The following is a 17,294-nucleotide window of genomic DNA, read 5'->3' as shown; positions in this document are numbered from 1 at the left end:
TTTTTAATATTCAAACATTATTTCAGTTTAATTCCAATATTTGCTGGGGATAAACTTTTCATAAATTTTGAATAGAGAAAAAAGCAATTGAAACCAACCTTTTAATGTATTTACAATAATCCTAATTGATATAATCTATCAAAATATCGTATTAATAATGCCGTCTTAAAATTTGTTAAGTATGACATTTTTTTAATTTTAAAATAAATTATTTGAATTAATGGCTTAACTTTATATATTTAATATAATTAACAAATTATTATCAGAGAAAATAATGCCACAGACAATTGTACAAAAAATATTGGCAAAAGCTTCAGGTAAACCAGAAGTTAATGTTGGCGATGTACTTGAACCAAAAGTATCGCTTGCAATGTCACATGAAAATGCTGCTCTTGTACTCAACCAGTTTCTTGAAATTTATAATGGAATAGGGGAGACTGCCAATGTATGGGACCCTTCAAAAATATCCATAATATTTGACCACAGAGTGCCTGCTGAGAGCAAGAAAACAGCTACTAATCAAAAGAAAGTACGTGAATTTGTTGACCAACAAGGTATATCAAAATTTCACGATGTTCGTGGAGATGAGGGTGGTATCTGCCATCAGATTTTACCTGAAATGGGTTATGTACTTCCCGGAAGTGTGATTGTTGGCACAGACAGCCACACAACTACTCACGGGGCTTTAGGTGCATTCTCTTTCGGTATAGGTGCTACGGAGATGGCATCGGTATGGGCGCTGGGAAGTATTCTGAATGTCGAAGTACCTGCTACAATCAAAGTTATAATCGAGGGAGAATTACCGAAATTTGTAACTCCAAAGGATTTAATTTTGTACCTTATTGGGAAAATCTCAGCTGAGGGTGCTAATTTTAAAGTACTCGAATTCTATGGCTCAACCATAAAAAATATGAGCACCAGCGGAAGACTTACAATTTGCAATATGGCAGTCGAAGCAGGTGCTACGTCAGGTATCGTTCCACCTGATGAAGAAACTGTCAGGTATCTGAGAGAGGAAGCAGGGGTAACAGGAGTTATTGATATAATTACAGCTGATGAAGATGCTGTTTATGATAAAATTGTTGAGATTGATGCGACCAAACTAGAGCCTCAAATAGCATGTCCTCATACTGTTGATAATGTAAAGCCGGTTAGCGAAGTTGAGGGTACAAAAGTGCATCAGATTGTTATCGGTTCCTGTACTAACGGCAGGCTTGACGATATAGCCGCAGCTGCTGAGATACTTCGTGGCAAAAAAGTGGCTAAAGGTGTAAGAATGCTCGTATTTCCTGCATCATCAAGGATTTATACACAGGCTGTTGAAGCAGGATATGTTACCGACCTTATGAAAGCCGGTGCTGTAGTTATGAATTCAGGATGTGGTCCATGTCTTGGGGTGCATCAGGGTGCTTTGGGCGACGGTGAAACAGCTCTTGCCACAACCAACAGAAACTTCAAAGGTCGTATGGGGAATCCTACTTCAGATGTCTATCTTGCATCGCCGGTAGTTGCAGCAGCTTCAGCTCTGACCGGCGTAATTACTAACCCTCAAAAAGGAGAAAATTAAAATGCCAAAAGTAATATATAAAATTGGCGATGATATATCTACTGATATTATTTATCCGGGAAGATATATGGCTACTGTGCTTCCGACTGAAACTCCACAATATGCTTTCGATGATATTAAAGATTTAAATAAGTCGTTGAACGAAAAGCCGAAGAGTGATCAAGCAATTTTGATTGGTGGTAAGAATTTCGGTTGTGGATCTTCAAGAGAACAAGCTGTATCAACTTTGAAAGGGCATAATCTTACGGTTATTGCTAAAGATTTTGCGAGAATTTTTCTTCAAAATTCAATCAATCTTGGTCTTAATACTGTCATTTGTCCTGAGATTGAAGCAGAAATCAATGATGATATTGAGTTACAACCTGATATTGTTATTAACCATACTCAGGGAAAATCATTCCCGATAATACCACTTCCTGCTGCAAGAAAAGCCATAGTGGAAGCGGGTGGTCTGATTCCTTATACTCAAAAATTATTAAAGGAAAAATTGGGAGTTTAGGTAATTCTCAAGAACTGTATTAGAATAATATGATTATCAATTAAAAAATCCCCGTTCTGAAAATTTTCAAAACGGGGAAATTTTTGTATTTCGCAATAATAAATTACATACCTGATGGTGCAGCAGGTTCATTCGGGTCTCCTGCTTTGCTTACCGGGATCTTAACTAATATGTAAGCAATGAGACCAATTACACCAAGACTTATAAGGAATGGAGCTCCCGGGAAAATATGTGGCATAAATATACCGAATACTGCAAATCCTGCGAATATAAGTCCCATCAATGCTTCACCTGCTATTAAGCCTGAAGCGAGAAGTACGCCCACATTTTCAACTCTCGCCATTTGGAAAGTATTGAATTTGTTTCGTTCATTTACCATTTCTACTACACCTTTTATCATACCACCAATAAAAATTGCGAATGTAGTTTCGAGAGGTAGGTACATACCGACACTGACAAGCATCGGACTTTTCACCTGCATGAGTATAAATGCAAATCCCATAATCATGCCTACGATAATAAGGGGCCATGCCATTTGACCGCCAACTATACCCTGAGATAATATTGCCATAAGACCGGCTTGAGGTGCGGATAAACTCTTACTGCCGAAACCGCCCTCGTAGCCCTCTTGGAGTCCTTTGGCTATATCTCCGTCATTTAGGAATGATAGTACGAAAAACATAACCAAGCCTGATAAAATGACACCAACGATATCGCCAACCTGCATTTTCCATGGCGTACCACCCAAAATATGACCTGCTTTCAGGTCCTGAAGCATCTCGCCTGCAACTGCAGCCGAAACGCAAACTATCGCAGCAACACCAAGAACTGCAGCAACTCCGCCTTCATCACCTGTCACGCCAAGTGCAACAAGAACAAGAGCTGTTACAACCAATGCTGTAAGTGTTAAACCGGAAATAGGATTATTACTTGAGCCCATAATCCCGACTAAATATCCCGACACTGCTGCAAAGAAGAAGGCAAGTATTATCATAATAGTTGATGATACTACAGCAACTAATATTGTTGTGTCAAAAATAAAGTAAGTTATACAGAATGTTGCAATTGCTACAATCAAAATACCAAGAATTATCCAATTGAAAGGAATATCTTTTTCAGTCCGGTCAGTTCCGGTTGATTCACCCAAAGCGGCTTTTTTTACATCGCCTACTGAGCGTGCAATACCGGCAGCGAGACTTTTTCTCATTTTAAAAAGAGTAAAACCAGCGCCAACAAGCATACCACCAATTGCAATTGGTCTTACTATATATTTCCAAATTTCGAACATCTGGAATATCGGGTCATTGACTCTTGTGGAAGCTTCAGCTAATGTCATTCCCTTAGCTTCTGCCAATACAGCTGCCCAAAGATTGTAATCTATAAATGGGGACATAAAATAAAATATCATCGGAGTTAAAAGTCCCCATGCGATTAAGCCACCACTGAAGTTAAGTGAAGCAAGCTTCGGTCCGATTATGTAACCAACGCCCATATATGCAGGACTTACACCGGGAGAACTCAGAAATATCCCACCCTGTCCGGAGAACGTAGTTCCTGTTATTGTTTGCTTTGAAAATACAACAAATTTCTCCCATATTGCAGGGAAAATTTTGAATTCAGCCATCAATTTTACAAGGGCTCCAAATCCCATAGCGCCAAAGAGAAATATCGAGTTGCTTCCGCCGGAACGCCCGGTTTTGTGGATTTCAGCTGCAGCAACTGATTCGGGGAATGGCAGTTCCTTATCGTCAACCATTACTCTTCTCAGAAGTGCAACAAACATAATACCGAGAATACCACCAAATACAAGTATTAGAGATGCAGCAAAATAATTCTCAAATGTAAAGAATGGATTCCAAATTCCGGCTATAAAAAATGCCGGAAGTGTAAATATTGCACCTGCGGCAACTGATTCACCAATTGAGCCTACAGTTCTTGCAAAATTCTCCTCTAATATTGAACCTTTTAGTATCTTTAGTAATGCCATGCCGATTACTGCGGCTGGATATGTTGCGGCTATAGTCATACCGGCTTTTAATCCCAAATATGCATTTGCAGCACCAAGTACGACTGCCATTATTAACCCGAGAATCAGGGCTTTGATTGTCATTTCAGCCATGTTTGAATCTGCAGGTACAAATGGTACAAATTTTTTATCAGCCATTCGAACTCCCTTTTAGTTAATAAAAATAAATTTTTGTTTTTTCCATATTCAGAAAAATAAAATTACTAACATTTTATCAAATAATAAAACAGTTTTTGTAAAAATTCAAATTTTTGGATAGTAATTTGTAATATTTATTTTTAATTTATTATCTTTTTCATTATTATGTAATATTATTTCTGTATTCGAACTGTTTAGATAGAATCAAATTAACCACATGCCATTTAAGGATTCAAAAGTATTTGAGTTGGCATACGAAGGGTTAACTTTTGCTGATTATCGCAAACCTGATATGATACCTGTTTATGTTAACAAATGATTTGAGGCAATATCAGGTTATTCAGCCAAAGATGTTATTAGTATGAAATGCAGTTTTTCCAAGTGACATTTTTCAATTAGGGCGAAACAAAAATCGCCCTAATTGAAAAAAATTATTTTTTAATCCATTTGATAATATCTTCTACTACTCTTTCATCAACTTTAGTAGGTCTGTAGTATTCATCAGGTTTACTTTTGCCTTCACCTGTTTGGAGTAAATGATTCAGGTCTTCATATAGAAGGAAGTCTGCTTTCTTATGATTCTTCAGAGCATTTTTCCAAATATCAAAATCCTGCAATGTAACCTGATAGTCTCTGGCACCCTGCATGATTAGTATCCTGGTATCAAGTTCAGATGCTTCTTTAGCCGGATTAATACCCTTGAATGTCATCCAATACTTTGCCGGCATACTAAGAGGTAAAGAATCAGAGGGTGTGTCTTTGCTTAAGTTAGGGGAGAGCATTCTGTCAATTTGAATTTTCAACTCTTCAATTTTTGCTTTTTCTTCATCATCAATTTCACCATCAAGTGAAAAGAGGTAATTGTACTGGTCAAGAAGTGTATTTTCAAGTTTTCTCGACATACCTGCAAGACTAATAATTCCGGCAATTGCTTTTTGTTCTCTGGCAATTCTTGGAACTAAAGTTCCGCCAAGACTATGTCCTAAAACATAAATTTTATTTACATCAATATTGTACAGTGCAGCATTCTCAATGAGTAAATTTACTGCATAAACTGCGTCATAAATTACTTCATCATAAACGTCTGCATCGTTGAAAATTTCCATCATTTTTTCAGGATATTGCTTTGTTCGTTTATTGAATCTGAAAACAGCAATACCATTGGAAGCAAGTCCCCAAGCAATATCTTTAAATGGTTTATTCGGACCTATTGATTCATCCATATCATGTGGTCCCGAACCATGAATCAATACAACTGCAGGTGATGGTTGTTGGCTTTTGGGTAGAGATATTGCACCATTTAATATAAAAGGCTCTTCTCCGAAGCGAACTCTGATTTCAGCAAACTGAGTAGTATCTGCATATTTTGGAGGAATATAATCTTCTTCTCTTTCTTTTGGCGATATAAAAAATCCTGATATAAGATTATCTTTATCAATTGTAATTTTTGCTTCAAGCAAACCATTTTCAAATGATAATAGCGAACTGCATATCACAAAACCATTATAATCACTTGATAAAATTTCACCTTGATTAAGAAATTTGCCGAATAATGAAGTAATCTGACCCCAAATTTGAGCAGTTTGTTCAATAGGAAGTTGTTGCTTAACAGTTTCATTAAAACGGCTTTGCATAGCTTCAGCATCATTATTTCTAAAATCTTTCAAAAACTGTCTTGCTGTCTCGCGTGCTGCTTCATGGCTGGGAGTTGCCAGCAGAATACTTGCAAATAATAAACTTGAAATTGTAATAAACAAAAATTTACTCATTTTGAAATTCCGGCAAATATAATTTTAAACATCAAGATTTTTAACATACTGAGCATTTCGTTCTATAAATTCACGTCTCGGTTCGACTTTGTCACCCATCAGCATTTGGAAAACACGCGATGCCTGAGCCGCTTCGCCAAGAGTTACAAGTAAAATCGTTCGCTTTTCAGGGTCCATAGTTGTATCCCAGAGCTGTTCAGGGTTCATTTCTCCAAGTCCTTTAAATCTTGAAATATTGATACCATCTTTTCGGGCTTCTTCCAATACAACAGCATCAGCATCAACCGGAGCTTCTCCCTCTTCAAGTTCAATAACTACTTTTGCTTTAGGTGATTCTTTCCTGAATCTGTCAATGATTTCGTCACGCTCTGAATCATTAAAAGCATAAAATTCTTGTTTACCTTTTTTAACTTTGTAAAGGGGTGGTTGGGCAATAAAAAGTTTGCCCTCAATAATTAAATCTTTCATATAATTGAAAAACAGAGTCAGCAGAAGAGTTCGGATATGCGAACCGTCCACATCGGCATCCGCCATAAGTATTACTTTGCCGTATCTTAGCCTTGTCATATCAAAGAAGTCACCAAAACCAACACCAAGTGCAGTGATTATTGTCTTTACTTCTTCATTTTCTAAAGCTTTGGCAGGACCTGATTTCTGAACATTCAATATCTTACCCTTGAGAGGCAAAATAGCCTGAAATTTTCTGTCTCTGCCTTGTTTTGCAGAGCCACCCGCTGAGTCACCCTCGACTATGAATATTTCCGTATCCTGAGGTGAATCAAGAGAGCAATCTGCAAGTTTACCCGGTAGGGTAGAGGTTTCCAAAGAATTTTTACGTCTGATCAAATCTCTTGAATTTTTTGCTGCAATACGAGCTTGTGCTGCGACAAAAGCTTTATCAATTATTTTCTTTGCTTCTGATGGACTTGAATCCAAAAACTGTGATAATTTATCATTCACAATCGAGCGTACTATACCTTCTACTTCACCATTGCCCAGTTTGGTTTTCGTTTGTCCTTCAAATTGCGGCTCAGCTACTTTGACTGATATTATTGCAGTCAAACCTTCACGGAAATCATCTCCTGTAAGATTAACTTTGCCGTTATTTTTTTTGTTGAGATTATTGGCATAAGAATTAAGAGTTCTTGTCAATGCAGAACGAAAGCCTGAAACGTGTGTACCACCTTCTACTGTATTGATATTATTTACATAAGAAAGTACATTTTCAGTATAACCACCGTTATATTGGAAGCATATTTCAACAATGGTTTCAACTTGAGAATCTCCAATATCAGAGCCTGTTATCAAAATCGGATTGACTAATGTTTTGTTATCAATATCAATATAGCCTATGAAGTCAAGCAAACCGTGTTCATAATGATAAGTTTCACTCAATTCTTCCAGTTCGTCAATGAAATTAATAGTCACTTCATTATTTAAAAATGCAAGTTCGCGAAGTCTTTCAGCAACTTTATCAAATTTAAATGTTGTAGTTTTGAATATTGTTGAATCAGGCTTAAAGTAAACTTTGGTTCCTGTAAGTGAAGATTCACCAATCACTTCGACTTCTGTTTGGGGAACGCCTTCCTTGTAAATTTGCTTGAATATTTTACCCTCTCGCTGTACTGTAACTTCAAAATATTCTGACAGGGCATTCACACAAGATACCCCAACACCATGAAGACCACCGGATACTTTATAAGATGCTTTGTCAAATTTACCTCCGGCATGCAGAGTACACATTACAACTTCGAGAGTAGATATTTTTTTTATAGGGTGGGGACCTGTCGGAATTCCGCGTCCGTCATCTTCTACGCTGCAAGCACCGTCTTTGTGAAGTATAACCGTGATATTTTTACAGTAACCTGCAAGTGCTTCATCTATAGAGTTATCAACAACTTCCTGAATCAAATGGTGAAGACCGCGTTCGCCTACATCACCGATGTACATCGCAGGTCTTTTCCTGACAGGGTCCAAACCTTCGAGTACTGTTATACTGCCTTCACTGTAATCGCCGTTGGTAATCGGCAAGTCCTGTTCAATTGCTTTTATAGCCTCAAAAGCTACATCTGAACTTAAGATTTCTTTCTCGTCGCTCATAATTAAATTATTTTTGAAATTTGTAAATATTATAACTTACAAATATACGAATAAATCAGCGAATAACCATGCTTTTTATCACTTCTTTGTTTCTATAATCATTGATTTTATCAATTATTTGCTGCCTTCTCATAAACAGTTCGCTACGCCACACTGAAGAGCTGCATCGAGTTGTAAGAACGCCATTTTTCAATGTGTCGGGCTTAGAAACTTCCGCAAATTTTTCACCTACCAATTCTGCCCAATTATTAATTATTAATGCTAATTCATACTCTTCGTGAAGACCTGTTTTTTCTATGTAAACCTGAATCAAATCGTCAAGTGTTAATGCATCTCTATTTATTAACATTGTGCCTCCTTACAATTCCATTTTGAACTTCATAATAAACGGTTGAAATGTTATTTAAATCAGAAAATCTCTCGGCATTTGTTAGTGTGATTAATGTCTGAGCTTTATTTTCCATGATTTTGCTAAAAACTGCATTGCTGCGTTGGGTATCAAGCTCTGAAAACACATCGTCAAAAAGAATGACAGGCGTTTCATTCAAAATATCTTTTAGATATTCAAACTCAGCAAGTTTAATACTTATTAGCAGACTCTTGTGCTGACCCTGCGAGGCAGCTTCGCGGGAATTCAAACCATTAATTTTGAAAATAATATCGTCCTTGTGGGGTCCAAACAACGTAGAGCCACGTCTGAATTCAGATGAGCTCAGATCGCTGTATCTTCGTTGCAACAATTCTTTTATTGAATCTTTATCTTTTATTTCATCATTTTTGATTGTATCAGGCATATAAATTATCTCAGGTACTTCAATATTATTACTTACAAATTTATATGATGTTTCAAAGAAATTTTTAAATTCTGATACAAAATTAAGTCTTTTGAAATATATTTCGACAGCGGATTTAATAAGCATATCTGTGAGAATTTCATAGTAATCGCGATTTGTTGAACCTGATTTCAAATACTCTGATAGCATTGAATTTCTTTGTTTTAATAACTTACGATATCTTAGTGTTTCTGAAGCATAGTGCCTGCCTGATTGGGACAGAATCATATCCAGAAACTGCCTCCTGTCCTGAGGTGAGCCGAATGTCAGGGACTTAAAATCAGGAGAAAGAACAACTAAAGGTATAATTCCGATTATATCTTTTGGATTTAGATTATCCCCAATTGATGTATTGATTTTTTTTCGTTGATTTTTGCGATATTCGATTTGAACGTTGTATGGCGCATCAACATTGCTGATGGCAGAAGTTTTTATACTAAAATATTCCTCTCCTGACTTAATTAATGATATGTCCAGGCAGGGTTGGAATGTTTTTGAAAGTGAGGCAACTGATACAGCCTCCAGAATTGTTGTCTTGCCGGAACCGTTTTGCCCGCTAATAACATTCACGCCATCGCCAAATTCAATTTGAGTATTGGAGTGATTCCTGAAATTATTTATATTTATACTCTTTATATGCATAGAAATTAATTAATTGCATAAATTCAATAACATAAGACTGTAAAAGTAAGGAAAAATCCAATATCTAAGTGTTTTTTTATGTAAATTTATAATAAGAAATGACCTCCTGAAGTATGATATGAATTCCACTTAAGTTTAATATTTGAGAATAACCAATATTTTTAAAATTATCCTAATCTTGCTCGATTGATTATTTTAATTTATTAATTCAGAAAAAATATTTTTGATATTCTACAACCCTTTGAACCATTTCACAATTTCATTTACACCTTCAATGACATTTTTACAATTAACTTCATTAAAATCATCAGGTAATGATTTATGTAACGGAGTTGTTCTGGCAGTTGCGAGTGCTCCGGCACCATCAAAATCAACATAAGCCATACGAGCAGAAAATTCATTTTCGGGTCTGCTGAAAGAACTTCCGTGCAGAATTGCTACACCAGTATCATTAAGAAGCTGTGAACAAAGTTGCTTTGATGTTGTAATGCCTTTAGCATTCAATTTCTTTGCAAACTTAGAAAAATCCAAAAACAGATAAAATCCGCCGGTTGGCTCATAAACTTTTACGCCGCCTCTTTTCAAAATTTGTACACATTCTTTGCCAAGATTAGAAAGTATTTTTCGTGCCTGCCAAAGATATTCCTCAATTTCGCTTCCGCCTCTGAACGCTTGAACAGCGGCATATTGAATCGGTGCACTAACTGAAGTATATGTTTCACTTGCCACAATAGCCATTTTATCTAAGATCCATGACAAATTCTCCGGAAATGCAAAAGTTCCAAGTCGCCAACCTCCGGCACCACACCATTTTGACAATCCTGAACTAATGATTGTTCCCTCAGGATAAAACCTGCCAATCGAAATATGCTTGCCTTGATGATGAAGCTGCCCGTAAATCTCATCTGATAAAATGAAAATATGATGCTCTCTTGCTAAATCGGCAATAGCTTTCAAATCACGCTCTTCTATTGAGCCACCATCCGGATTACCTGGGTAATTGAGTATCATCAAAGAAGGTTTATTCCCCACATTTCTTTTTGTTAGAAATTCTTCAAAAAGTTTTGGAGTTAAATGCCATTTATCCTGATACCGACTATGTATGACTGATATTTCCTTGCCGAGTATTTTCGCCTGCGGAACATAAGAAACCCAGCATGGGCTTACTATAATAACTTCAGAATTAAAAACAAGTTGTAAAAGAAATACAAGTTCTTTCGAGCCTGGACCAATAATTACACAATTCGGATTAATATCAATGCCGTCTTTTCTTCTGTGAAAGTATGCGACTGCTTCACGGAGTGCTTGAAGTCCCTGAACGGGCAGATAATCTTTTTGAGGTGCGTTTAATCTTAAACAGTCAACAATACTATCCGGTACAGGGAATGGAGATTGCCCTAACCCAAATCTAAAAACTTGCTTCCCTTCAGACATGAGTTGTTTTGAGCGTGCATTAATTACAAGTGTATCAGATTCAGTCAAACCTAATACATTAGGGTTTGTGTATTCATCGGCATGGATATCTGCATGTAACATAGATTCTACCCCTCAAATTATTTTTCTTCCAAAAAAAAATCACATAAATTCTTGGCATTTATCATAAAGTATTCAAACAAAAATACATTATGTAGTTAAACGCAATATATACACAATTAGTTTTGGCAATGTTGAATTTTTCCATCATTCATAAATCAAAACTTCACAAATTTCTATATATTACAGCTCATTTTGGTCAGAATAAAGGATTAAAAAGATTTCGCGGATAAAAGAATAATGCAAGATGTACCACACTTGCGAAGTCTCGACTATCTAACTCTTATTTAACTTTCAACTCAATAACATTTAACGTTCAACTTAGTCAGATCTTCACGAACTTTTCTACTCTATCACCAAACCCGACGATATACACACCTGCCGGTAACATCTCAACATTTTTCCGATGAATATTATTTTATCACGGCTCCGGATGATATTGAAAAAATCAAATTTGTCGCTGGGGGAGATTCACGTCTTGGTGGCGATAAACCCAGATATGCAGGAAGAACACCGCATATAGACAGGCAGAATGTGATGAAGCTAATAGCTAAGCTGATTGAGGATAATCCTGATATATATGCTATGATACATGGCGCCGATTTCGGCACTACGGCTGATTGGAGGCATCTTTACTGGTTTTTTGATGATATGAAATATTCCTACGGTTCAGATAACAGAATACTTCCTTATTTTGTGTCTATGGGTAATCACGACACTGAAATTGGCTTCCTTGAAAATTTTTATTTAGGAGAAAATAATATTAATGAGGATATTGCATTCAGTTATTATTACAGTTCAAAAGTTACGAATGATATTTCACTCATAACTCTGAATACTGAAATTTCATTAACAGGTGAGCAGTATCATAAGCTTGTAGAAGAACTTCCTGAATTGAGAGAAAAATCAAAATGGCTGCTTGTGAATTATCACAAGCCGGCTTTCCCGGCCGTAAAAGATACAAATGAATATAAATTTAAAAGAGTAAGAGATAATTGGATACCTTTATTTGAAAAATATAATATTGATTTAGCAATAGAATCAGATGGTCACAGTCTTAAAAGAACAATTCCGATTAGAAATGGAAAAATTGATTTAGAGCGTGGGATTACTTACATTGGAGAAGGTGGTCTTGGAGCGCCTTTAAGAGAACCTGATACAAACAGATGGTTTCTTAAGGGAGGTTTCGCCTCAAAAGATTTACACGTCTGGTTAATTGAAGTTACCCGTAAATCAATTGATTTAAAAGCAATTGGAATTGAAAATCAATTATTCGACAATCATAAAATATTTAAGAAATTAAGGCAGTGATATGAAAAGAAATACGACTTATATTTTAACACTTCTGTTAGCAATTGCTTTAATAAGCTCCTGCTCTGATGAGAAGCCCAAAAGAGATATCTTAGTTTTTACTTATGATTCTTTGAAATTCTCTGAAGATGTACCCGGAGATTATTCAACCCTTGAGAATTTCGGTGGCGATTCTATAAAAAATGTAATATTGATATTAGGTGATGGTGTCGGTATTAATCGGATTCTGCATCATACGTAATGCCATCGAAGTTGTCACGGTTCATAGTGCCTGCTGAAGTCCACAAAGTATCACCAAACGGTTTGTAGTCGTATTTTTTCAAATTTCTTTATATAAATTCATAAAAATATGATAAAATGCAAAAACATTAAAAAAGAAAGGAGGTCAAAGTATGCCAAGAAATAAAATACATAAAATAACGCTTATTATAAAACTGCCAAATCCGACTATTCTATCTAAATATTTATATTTATCAAAAATCGGTTTATATTTTTCTGATAATTGTTTTAACCTATTCACGTATCGTAAATGACAAAATATCCATAAAATAGCTACTAAACTGATAACAAAAATTTTAAAATTAGATTGTTCTAATAAAATAATATTAATATTTAATCTATTATGTAAAAAGAATAAAATAGTGAGTATATGTAATCCTATAATTGTGGATGTCTGAGCTACGGCACTAATTCTTCTATCTTCCTGCTTTTCTTTTCCTTTAGATAAAATAGTAGAATTCAATGCTCTATACGTTCCATAAAAAATAAATGCATACATTTTAAATTCCTCCTATTTGATTCTTCTATATGTACGGGTATTATCTGAAGGATTAAGCCCCATGTTACCTGTGTTCCAACCTGGTCCATCCGGTTTTCTGTCAAATTCAGACATACCAATCGAATAAATTCCTCCGGCTAAGATCCCAGGCCAGCCACCCAGCCACCATGCACCGCCCATTGCACCCACATCCACACCGAATCTAAACCAGGATTGTTCACCTGTTGCACTTGCTCCAAGTTCCAATAAAATCCCTGCACCTAAAGTAGCATACCCCAAATTTTTACCGATAGATTTTGCTAATACAACTGTAGTTGATTGATTTCCATAAAAAGGTTTTGAACCTTTCAGAAGTGAATTTGCATATACTTTTCCATTTGAACCCAAACCAACACCACCTAATTGTTTTGTTTGCATTAATGATGCTGAAAAATCTGCAACACCATTTATATCTTGTACAAAACCAAAATTATCATTTGTATCACCATTTTCTTTTTTTTCCCAGACATCAACACCAGCATATTGAGTAGCTGCCGATTTAAAACCATCATTTGATATTGGCTGTCTTGATGCATTCTCTTCGGCTGTTATACGTTTTGAAGCAGCAACTAATGCTTCTCTACTACCGTAATCTACACCGTTCCATACCCATCCACTACCTCTTTCACTTTCATCATCACTACTGAATATCCCTGTAATAGTATTCCATACTGAGCTCCAAAATCCACCAACACTAGAACCTTATCCTCCTTGCCCATTCTCAGCACCAGTCCCATCAGCTGTTCTTCCACCACCACCATAAGATAAATTAAAATCATTTAATTTCATAACATTTGCAAATGTAAAATCAGCCATTGCAATAATATAGTAGTGGTTGTATGCGGGATTATTTTTTAACTCATTAATTAATCCATCATGCAAATCCAAGTCTGGTATAAGAAATACCTGCAACTCCTCACCTTCCTTATCTTTCTCTGGAGCTAACCCAGTTGGATCGCGATAAGTCAGCGGTGAGTTATACGCATAGTGGTACGGCGTTTGAGCAGGGAAGGCAGACCACAAGAGGTCTGGTGTGGTGAAGCGACCAGAATATAAGCACATAATAATCAATGTTGGGCTAATTCATATAATACTTCCGGCGAAATATCAAGGTTGCCTTTGCAAATTCTGCCATCAAGATTTTTATATTCGATTAAGTCTTGCCAAAAAATCGTTGTTCCATCGCATTGCGCCTTTACAAAAACATCTTTGTTGAGTAATTGATGGTAAGAAGAATTAACTTTTTTCCCTTTACTTTCCAAGAAGGGTTGAAAATCAATATTTCGTATATTGCCGTCGTTCCAAAGTGTTTTTATTTCAAACGGCTTTATTTCTAAAACTTTTTCTATCCATTTCATTTGTTACTCCAAAGGTTTTATTTTAGAATATGTTTTGATATCTTTATTCAAATTTTCAAAATTTTCAAGGAGCTCCTCTTTATGAATGTCAGCCCAGACCTGAATATATTTTAGTTGCTTTGATGGGAGACTACCCTGTAAAATTTCCCCACTAATAATTTCAATAATAGCACGGTACTCATTATATTGTACATGAAAATGTGGAGGATTATGGTCATCACCATACATTGTAATTATTAAGCCGTAAAACCTTGATATCTCTGGCATCATTGTCTCAAAATTTTAATAATAGTAGTAACGAAATCACTTATTCAATATTTTATTGCATCCTTCTCAGGTGCCAAGCCCGTCGGATCGCGATAAGTCAGTGGTGAGTTATACGCATATTGGTACGGCGTTTGTGCAGGGAAGGCAGACCACGTTCCAAATTGACAATGGATAATTGAAAATTGACAATTATTAGTAATTATAAGCAATATATTTTTATTTGATTTCATTTTCAATTGTTAATTGTTAATTTTCAATTTGAAAAGTACATTCGGAAGCCGAGCATCTGTAAATCGGATTTATTGTTAAAGTTTAATGATTTGATGTTCACGTATTATTATATTCATAAGACATTTTAGTAAATATCACCTCTATTATCAAGCTCTTCAATATATAATTTTTTCAGTTTGAAATCAACCTCAAATATTACTCTAATTTTTCCAGTTCTTAATCTTTTGAATGGATACCATTTCCCTTTCAGAACTTTTATATCCATATTATTGAAAGGAATTTTGTTATTTTCTTCAAGATATAGTTTTAATGAGCTAATCTTTTGTTTAATTTTATTTTGAGAATCTATTGTTTGAGATACTAAAAATTTTTGTGCTTTTGTTGATACTTCAATTTGCATTTGTAAACCATTCTGTCATATCAATATATTCCGACTTGTCCGGCTTTTCACCGTGAGTATTGATTATATCCTGCATTTCCACATCTGAAACAAAAGGGATTACATTTTCATAAAATAGATTTCTTTCTTCTTTTAATGCCTCTGCAACAGATTCCTTTATGAGGTTCTTGAGCAAATCCAAATCTACTTGTATTACTGACATTTTATATACCTTAATAAATAATTGTAAACGGAATAATTTTCCTGATATTTTAATTCCTATTTTAAAATTGATACACAGACCACAGCAGGTCAGGTATGGCGTCCGGCGACCATGTTTCGTTATCGTACATTCGGAAGCCCATCATCTGTAAGTCGGTCATCATCTATCCAATAAAACTCGACTTCTTTATCATTATCAATTATATCAAATTCGTGGTGGTCGCTTGTAATTAATTTTGCTTTCAGGGATCTACTTAAACCTAATGCAATTGAATCTGCCAAGGAAATCTTATAGTTTCTCTTAAAGTAAGAAGAACTATCAAACAAATGATTATCAATTTTATCAACAACTTTTATGGGTAATTTTCTAATTTCTGTTAGAATATTATCAGCTAATCCAATACCATCAGACCTTGCAATTCCATAGTGAATTTCAAGTAAATTAATCTGATGAATGTACAAAGAAATATTTCCGTAATTTGCTAAATCAAGCAATTCCTGTACTTTATTAGCACCTACCTCATCTGACAAAAAAGCAATCATTGCACAGGCATCCAAGACAAAATTGTTTTTCACTTTTCAAGTTCCTTCTCTTCTTCCTTGAACTTTGAAAATAATTTGGTACTCATTTTTTTATTTTTTAATATACCTCTTAAATCATATATTAAACTTGACACCTCAGAAATTACTATCTTTTCATCTATAAGTTTAATGTCAACTTTTTTGCCCTTGAATTTTTCAAATATTAAAGGTGGTAACTCAATTCTATTTCTTTCAATTATAACCATTTGTAAACTCCAATCATTGATATTAATTATTGACTAATATGGCATTTATTTATTTTTACGATTCCACATTTACATATTCTCAATTTGGAAAGCGTTTTTGCTCACGCACTCCGGCATGATTATATTTATAGCCATAAAGTCAATCTATTTTATTTCCAATTAAATTATTGAGTATCAAATTCAATTAAATATTTTTTATTTTAGTTTTAAACCTCATTAATAAAATTAATCTAGATAATTGTCAATATTCTTAGTCCAAGTTAGATTAATGCTTCTTTTAAATTGGTCATAATATGTTTTAGGTTTATTATTTGAGTATATTACAAAATAGTGGTCATTCAAATTCCAAATATAAATTGTTTCAGATACTTTTGAGATTATTTTTGAATAATTTCCATACTTACGATTTGTTTGTTGTAATAAATAGTTGCTAAATTCATTAAATTTGTCTTCATCAGATATAATCTCTAAACAAATGCTAAATTTTTTTAACCTATAAAATACGGGATTAATAAGTTCATCTGAAAAAGTGTAACACCCACTTCTATCAATTAATATTTGTAAACTATATTTATTTTCATATTCTTTAATTTTTAAAGTGTCAAGAACACAATCAGCCCATTCATAAGTACTTTCAGGATTAAGCTGATATCTTTTGTTAATATCATATTTCATTTCTCCTAATTGCAATTCTTTGTCAAGTAATAATTCATGCTGAATACTTACTTTATTCGGTTTAATTATTATCCATGTTAAAAAAATTAAAAATATGAAAAACAATACTTTATGAATTCTTTTGATATTTTTCATGACT

21 protein-coding genes are annotated in these 17,294 nt (G+C 34.8%); 4 read left to right on the top strand and 17 right to left on the bottom strand.

Translation table 11 applies throughout. The features are described from left to right. The first annotated feature begins 274 nt into the window (after positions 1–274). Together KF896_03480 and KF896_03475 are read left to right on the top strand one after the other, a co-directional pair. Positions 275–1,567: a 3-isopropylmalate dehydratase large subunit gene (locus KF896_03480; GenBank protein MBX3042757.1), complete on the top strand. Its 1,293-nt coding sequence runs from the start codon at positions 275–277 to the stop codon at positions 1,565–1,567. Position 1,568: 1 nt separating this feature from the next. Next, entirely contained in the window at positions 1,569–2,066 is a 498-nt protein-coding gene (locus KF896_03475; GenBank protein ID MBX3042756.1) for a 3-isopropylmalate dehydratase, read from the top strand. Between the two features lie 103 nt (positions 2,067–2,169). Here the strand turns inward: KF896_03475 and KF896_03470 are convergent, their stop codons facing one another. From KF896_03470 to KF896_03445, 6 genes are all read right to left on the bottom strand, one after another. Continuing rightward, a complete protein-coding gene (locus tag KF896_03470) occupies positions 2,170–4,230 on the bottom strand; it encodes an oligopeptide transporter, OPT family (GenBank protein ID MBX3042755.1) in 2,061 nt (686 codons plus the stop codon). Between the two features lie 431 nt (positions 4,231–4,661). Further along, positions 4,662–5,999: a DUF3887 domain-containing protein gene (locus tag KF896_03465; protein MBX3042754.1), complete on the bottom strand. Its 1,338-nt coding sequence runs from the start codon at positions 5,997–5,999 to the stop codon at positions 4,662–4,664. Between the two features lie 24 nt (positions 6,000–6,023). After that, a complete protein-coding gene (gyrB, locus tag KF896_03460; GenBank protein ID MBX3042753.1) occupies positions 6,024–8,099 on the bottom strand; it encodes a DNA topoisomerase (ATP-hydrolyzing) subunit B in 2,076 nt (691 codons plus the stop codon). A 55-nt stretch (positions 8,100–8,154) separates the two neighbouring features. Next, complete coding sequence (locus KF896_03455; protein ID MBX3042752.1) at positions 8,155–8,448, bottom strand: DUF721 domain-containing protein; 294 nt, start codon at positions 8,446–8,448, stop codon at positions 8,155–8,157. Next, positions 8,435–9,574, bottom strand: coding sequence for a DNA replication and repair protein RecF (recF, locus tag KF896_03450; GenBank protein MBX3042751.1), 1,140 nt, complete (start codon positions 9,572–9,574; stop codon positions 8,435–8,437). The genes KF896_03455 and recF overlap by 14 nt, the downstream gene beginning before the upstream one ends. 231 nt (positions 9,575–9,805) lie before the next feature. Continuing rightward, positions 9,806–11,110, bottom strand: a complete 1,305-nt coding sequence (locus tag KF896_03445) for a pyridoxal phosphate-dependent aminotransferase (protein MBX3042750.1) — start codon at positions 11,108–11,110, stop codon at positions 9,806–9,808. Positions 11,111–11,644: 534 nt separating this feature from the next. Here KF896_03445 and KF896_03440 point away from each other — a divergent pair. Together KF896_03440 and KF896_03435 are read left to right on the top strand one after the other, a co-directional pair. Further along, a complete protein-coding gene (locus tag KF896_03440; protein ID MBX3042749.1) occupies positions 11,645–12,418 on the top strand; it encodes a metallophosphoesterase in 774 nt (257 codons plus the stop codon). A 1-nt stretch (position 12,419) separates the two neighbouring features. Then, positions 12,420–12,659, top strand: a complete 240-nt coding sequence (locus KF896_03435) for a hypothetical protein (protein ID MBX3042748.1) — start codon at positions 12,420–12,422, stop codon at positions 12,657–12,659. Between the two features lie 144 nt (positions 12,660–12,803). Here KF896_03435 and KF896_03430 read toward each other — a convergent pair whose 3' ends face one another. From KF896_03430 to KF896_03380, 11 genes are all read right to left on the bottom strand, one after another. After that, the gene (locus tag KF896_03430) at positions 12,804–13,196 is read right to left on the bottom strand and encodes a hypothetical protein (protein MBX3042747.1); all 393 of its coding nucleotides are present in this window, start codon (positions 13,194–13,196) and stop codon (positions 12,804–12,806) included. Between the two features lie 12 nt (positions 13,197–13,208). Next, complete coding sequence (locus tag KF896_03425) at positions 13,209–13,613, bottom strand: hypothetical protein (GenBank protein ID MBX3042746.1); 405 nt, start codon at positions 13,611–13,613, stop codon at positions 13,209–13,211. Positions 13,614–13,937: 324 nt separating this feature from the next. After that, positions 13,938–14,297: a hypothetical protein gene (locus KF896_03420; GenBank protein ID MBX3042745.1), complete on the bottom strand. Its 360-nt coding sequence runs from the start codon at positions 14,295–14,297 to the stop codon at positions 13,938–13,940. 5 nt (positions 14,298–14,302) lie between these two features. Continuing rightward, positions 14,303–14,593, bottom strand: a complete 291-nt coding sequence (locus tag KF896_03415) for a DUF2442 domain-containing protein (GenBank protein MBX3042744.1) — start codon at positions 14,591–14,593, stop codon at positions 14,303–14,305. A 3-nt stretch (positions 14,594–14,596) separates the two neighbouring features. Beyond that, positions 14,597–14,860 carry a DUF4160 domain-containing protein gene (locus KF896_03410; GenBank protein MBX3042743.1) on the bottom strand — a complete coding sequence of 88 codons (264 nt, stop codon included), beginning with the start codon at positions 14,858–14,860 and terminating at the stop codon, positions 14,597–14,599. A gap of 44 nt (positions 14,861–14,904) precedes the next feature. Then, the gene (locus KF896_03405; GenBank protein MBX3042742.1) at positions 14,905–15,090 is read right to left on the bottom strand and encodes a hypothetical protein; all 186 of its coding nucleotides are present in this window, start codon (positions 15,088–15,090) and stop codon (positions 14,905–14,907) included. 125 nt (positions 15,091–15,215) lie between these two features. Then, positions 15,216–15,491, bottom strand: coding sequence for a type II toxin-antitoxin system RelE/ParE family toxin (locus KF896_03400; GenBank protein MBX3042741.1), 276 nt, complete (start codon positions 15,489–15,491; stop codon positions 15,216–15,218). Beyond that, positions 15,481–15,693 (bottom strand): hypothetical protein, encoded by a 213-nt coding sequence (locus KF896_03395; GenBank protein ID MBX3042740.1) that lies wholly within the window; start codon positions 15,691–15,693, stop codon positions 15,481–15,483. The genes KF896_03400 and KF896_03395 overlap by 11 nt, the downstream gene beginning before the upstream one ends. Positions 15,694–15,812: 119 nt before the next feature. After that, a complete protein-coding gene (locus KF896_03390) occupies positions 15,813–16,268 on the bottom strand; it encodes a PIN domain-containing protein (protein ID MBX3042739.1) in 456 nt (151 codons plus the stop codon). Next, the gene (locus KF896_03385; GenBank protein MBX3042738.1) at positions 16,265–16,480 is read right to left on the bottom strand and encodes a hypothetical protein; all 216 of its coding nucleotides are present in this window, start codon (positions 16,478–16,480) and stop codon (positions 16,265–16,267) included. Before KF896_03385 ends, KF896_03390 begins: the two co-directional genes overlap by 4 nt. Positions 16,481–16,705: 225 nt before the next feature. Then, the gene (locus KF896_03380; GenBank protein ID MBX3042737.1) at positions 16,706–17,290 is read right to left on the bottom strand and encodes a hypothetical protein; all 585 of its coding nucleotides are present in this window, start codon (positions 17,288–17,290) and stop codon (positions 16,706–16,708) included. Positions 17,291–17,294 lie beyond the last annotated feature (4 nt).

This window comes from Ignavibacteriota bacterium (genome assembly GCA_019637995.1).
Classification (GTDB): domain Bacteria; phylum Bacteroidota; class Ignavibacteria; order Kapaibacteriales; family UBA2268; genus JANJTB01.
This window is presented reverse-complemented; position numbering and strand designations above follow the sequence as displayed.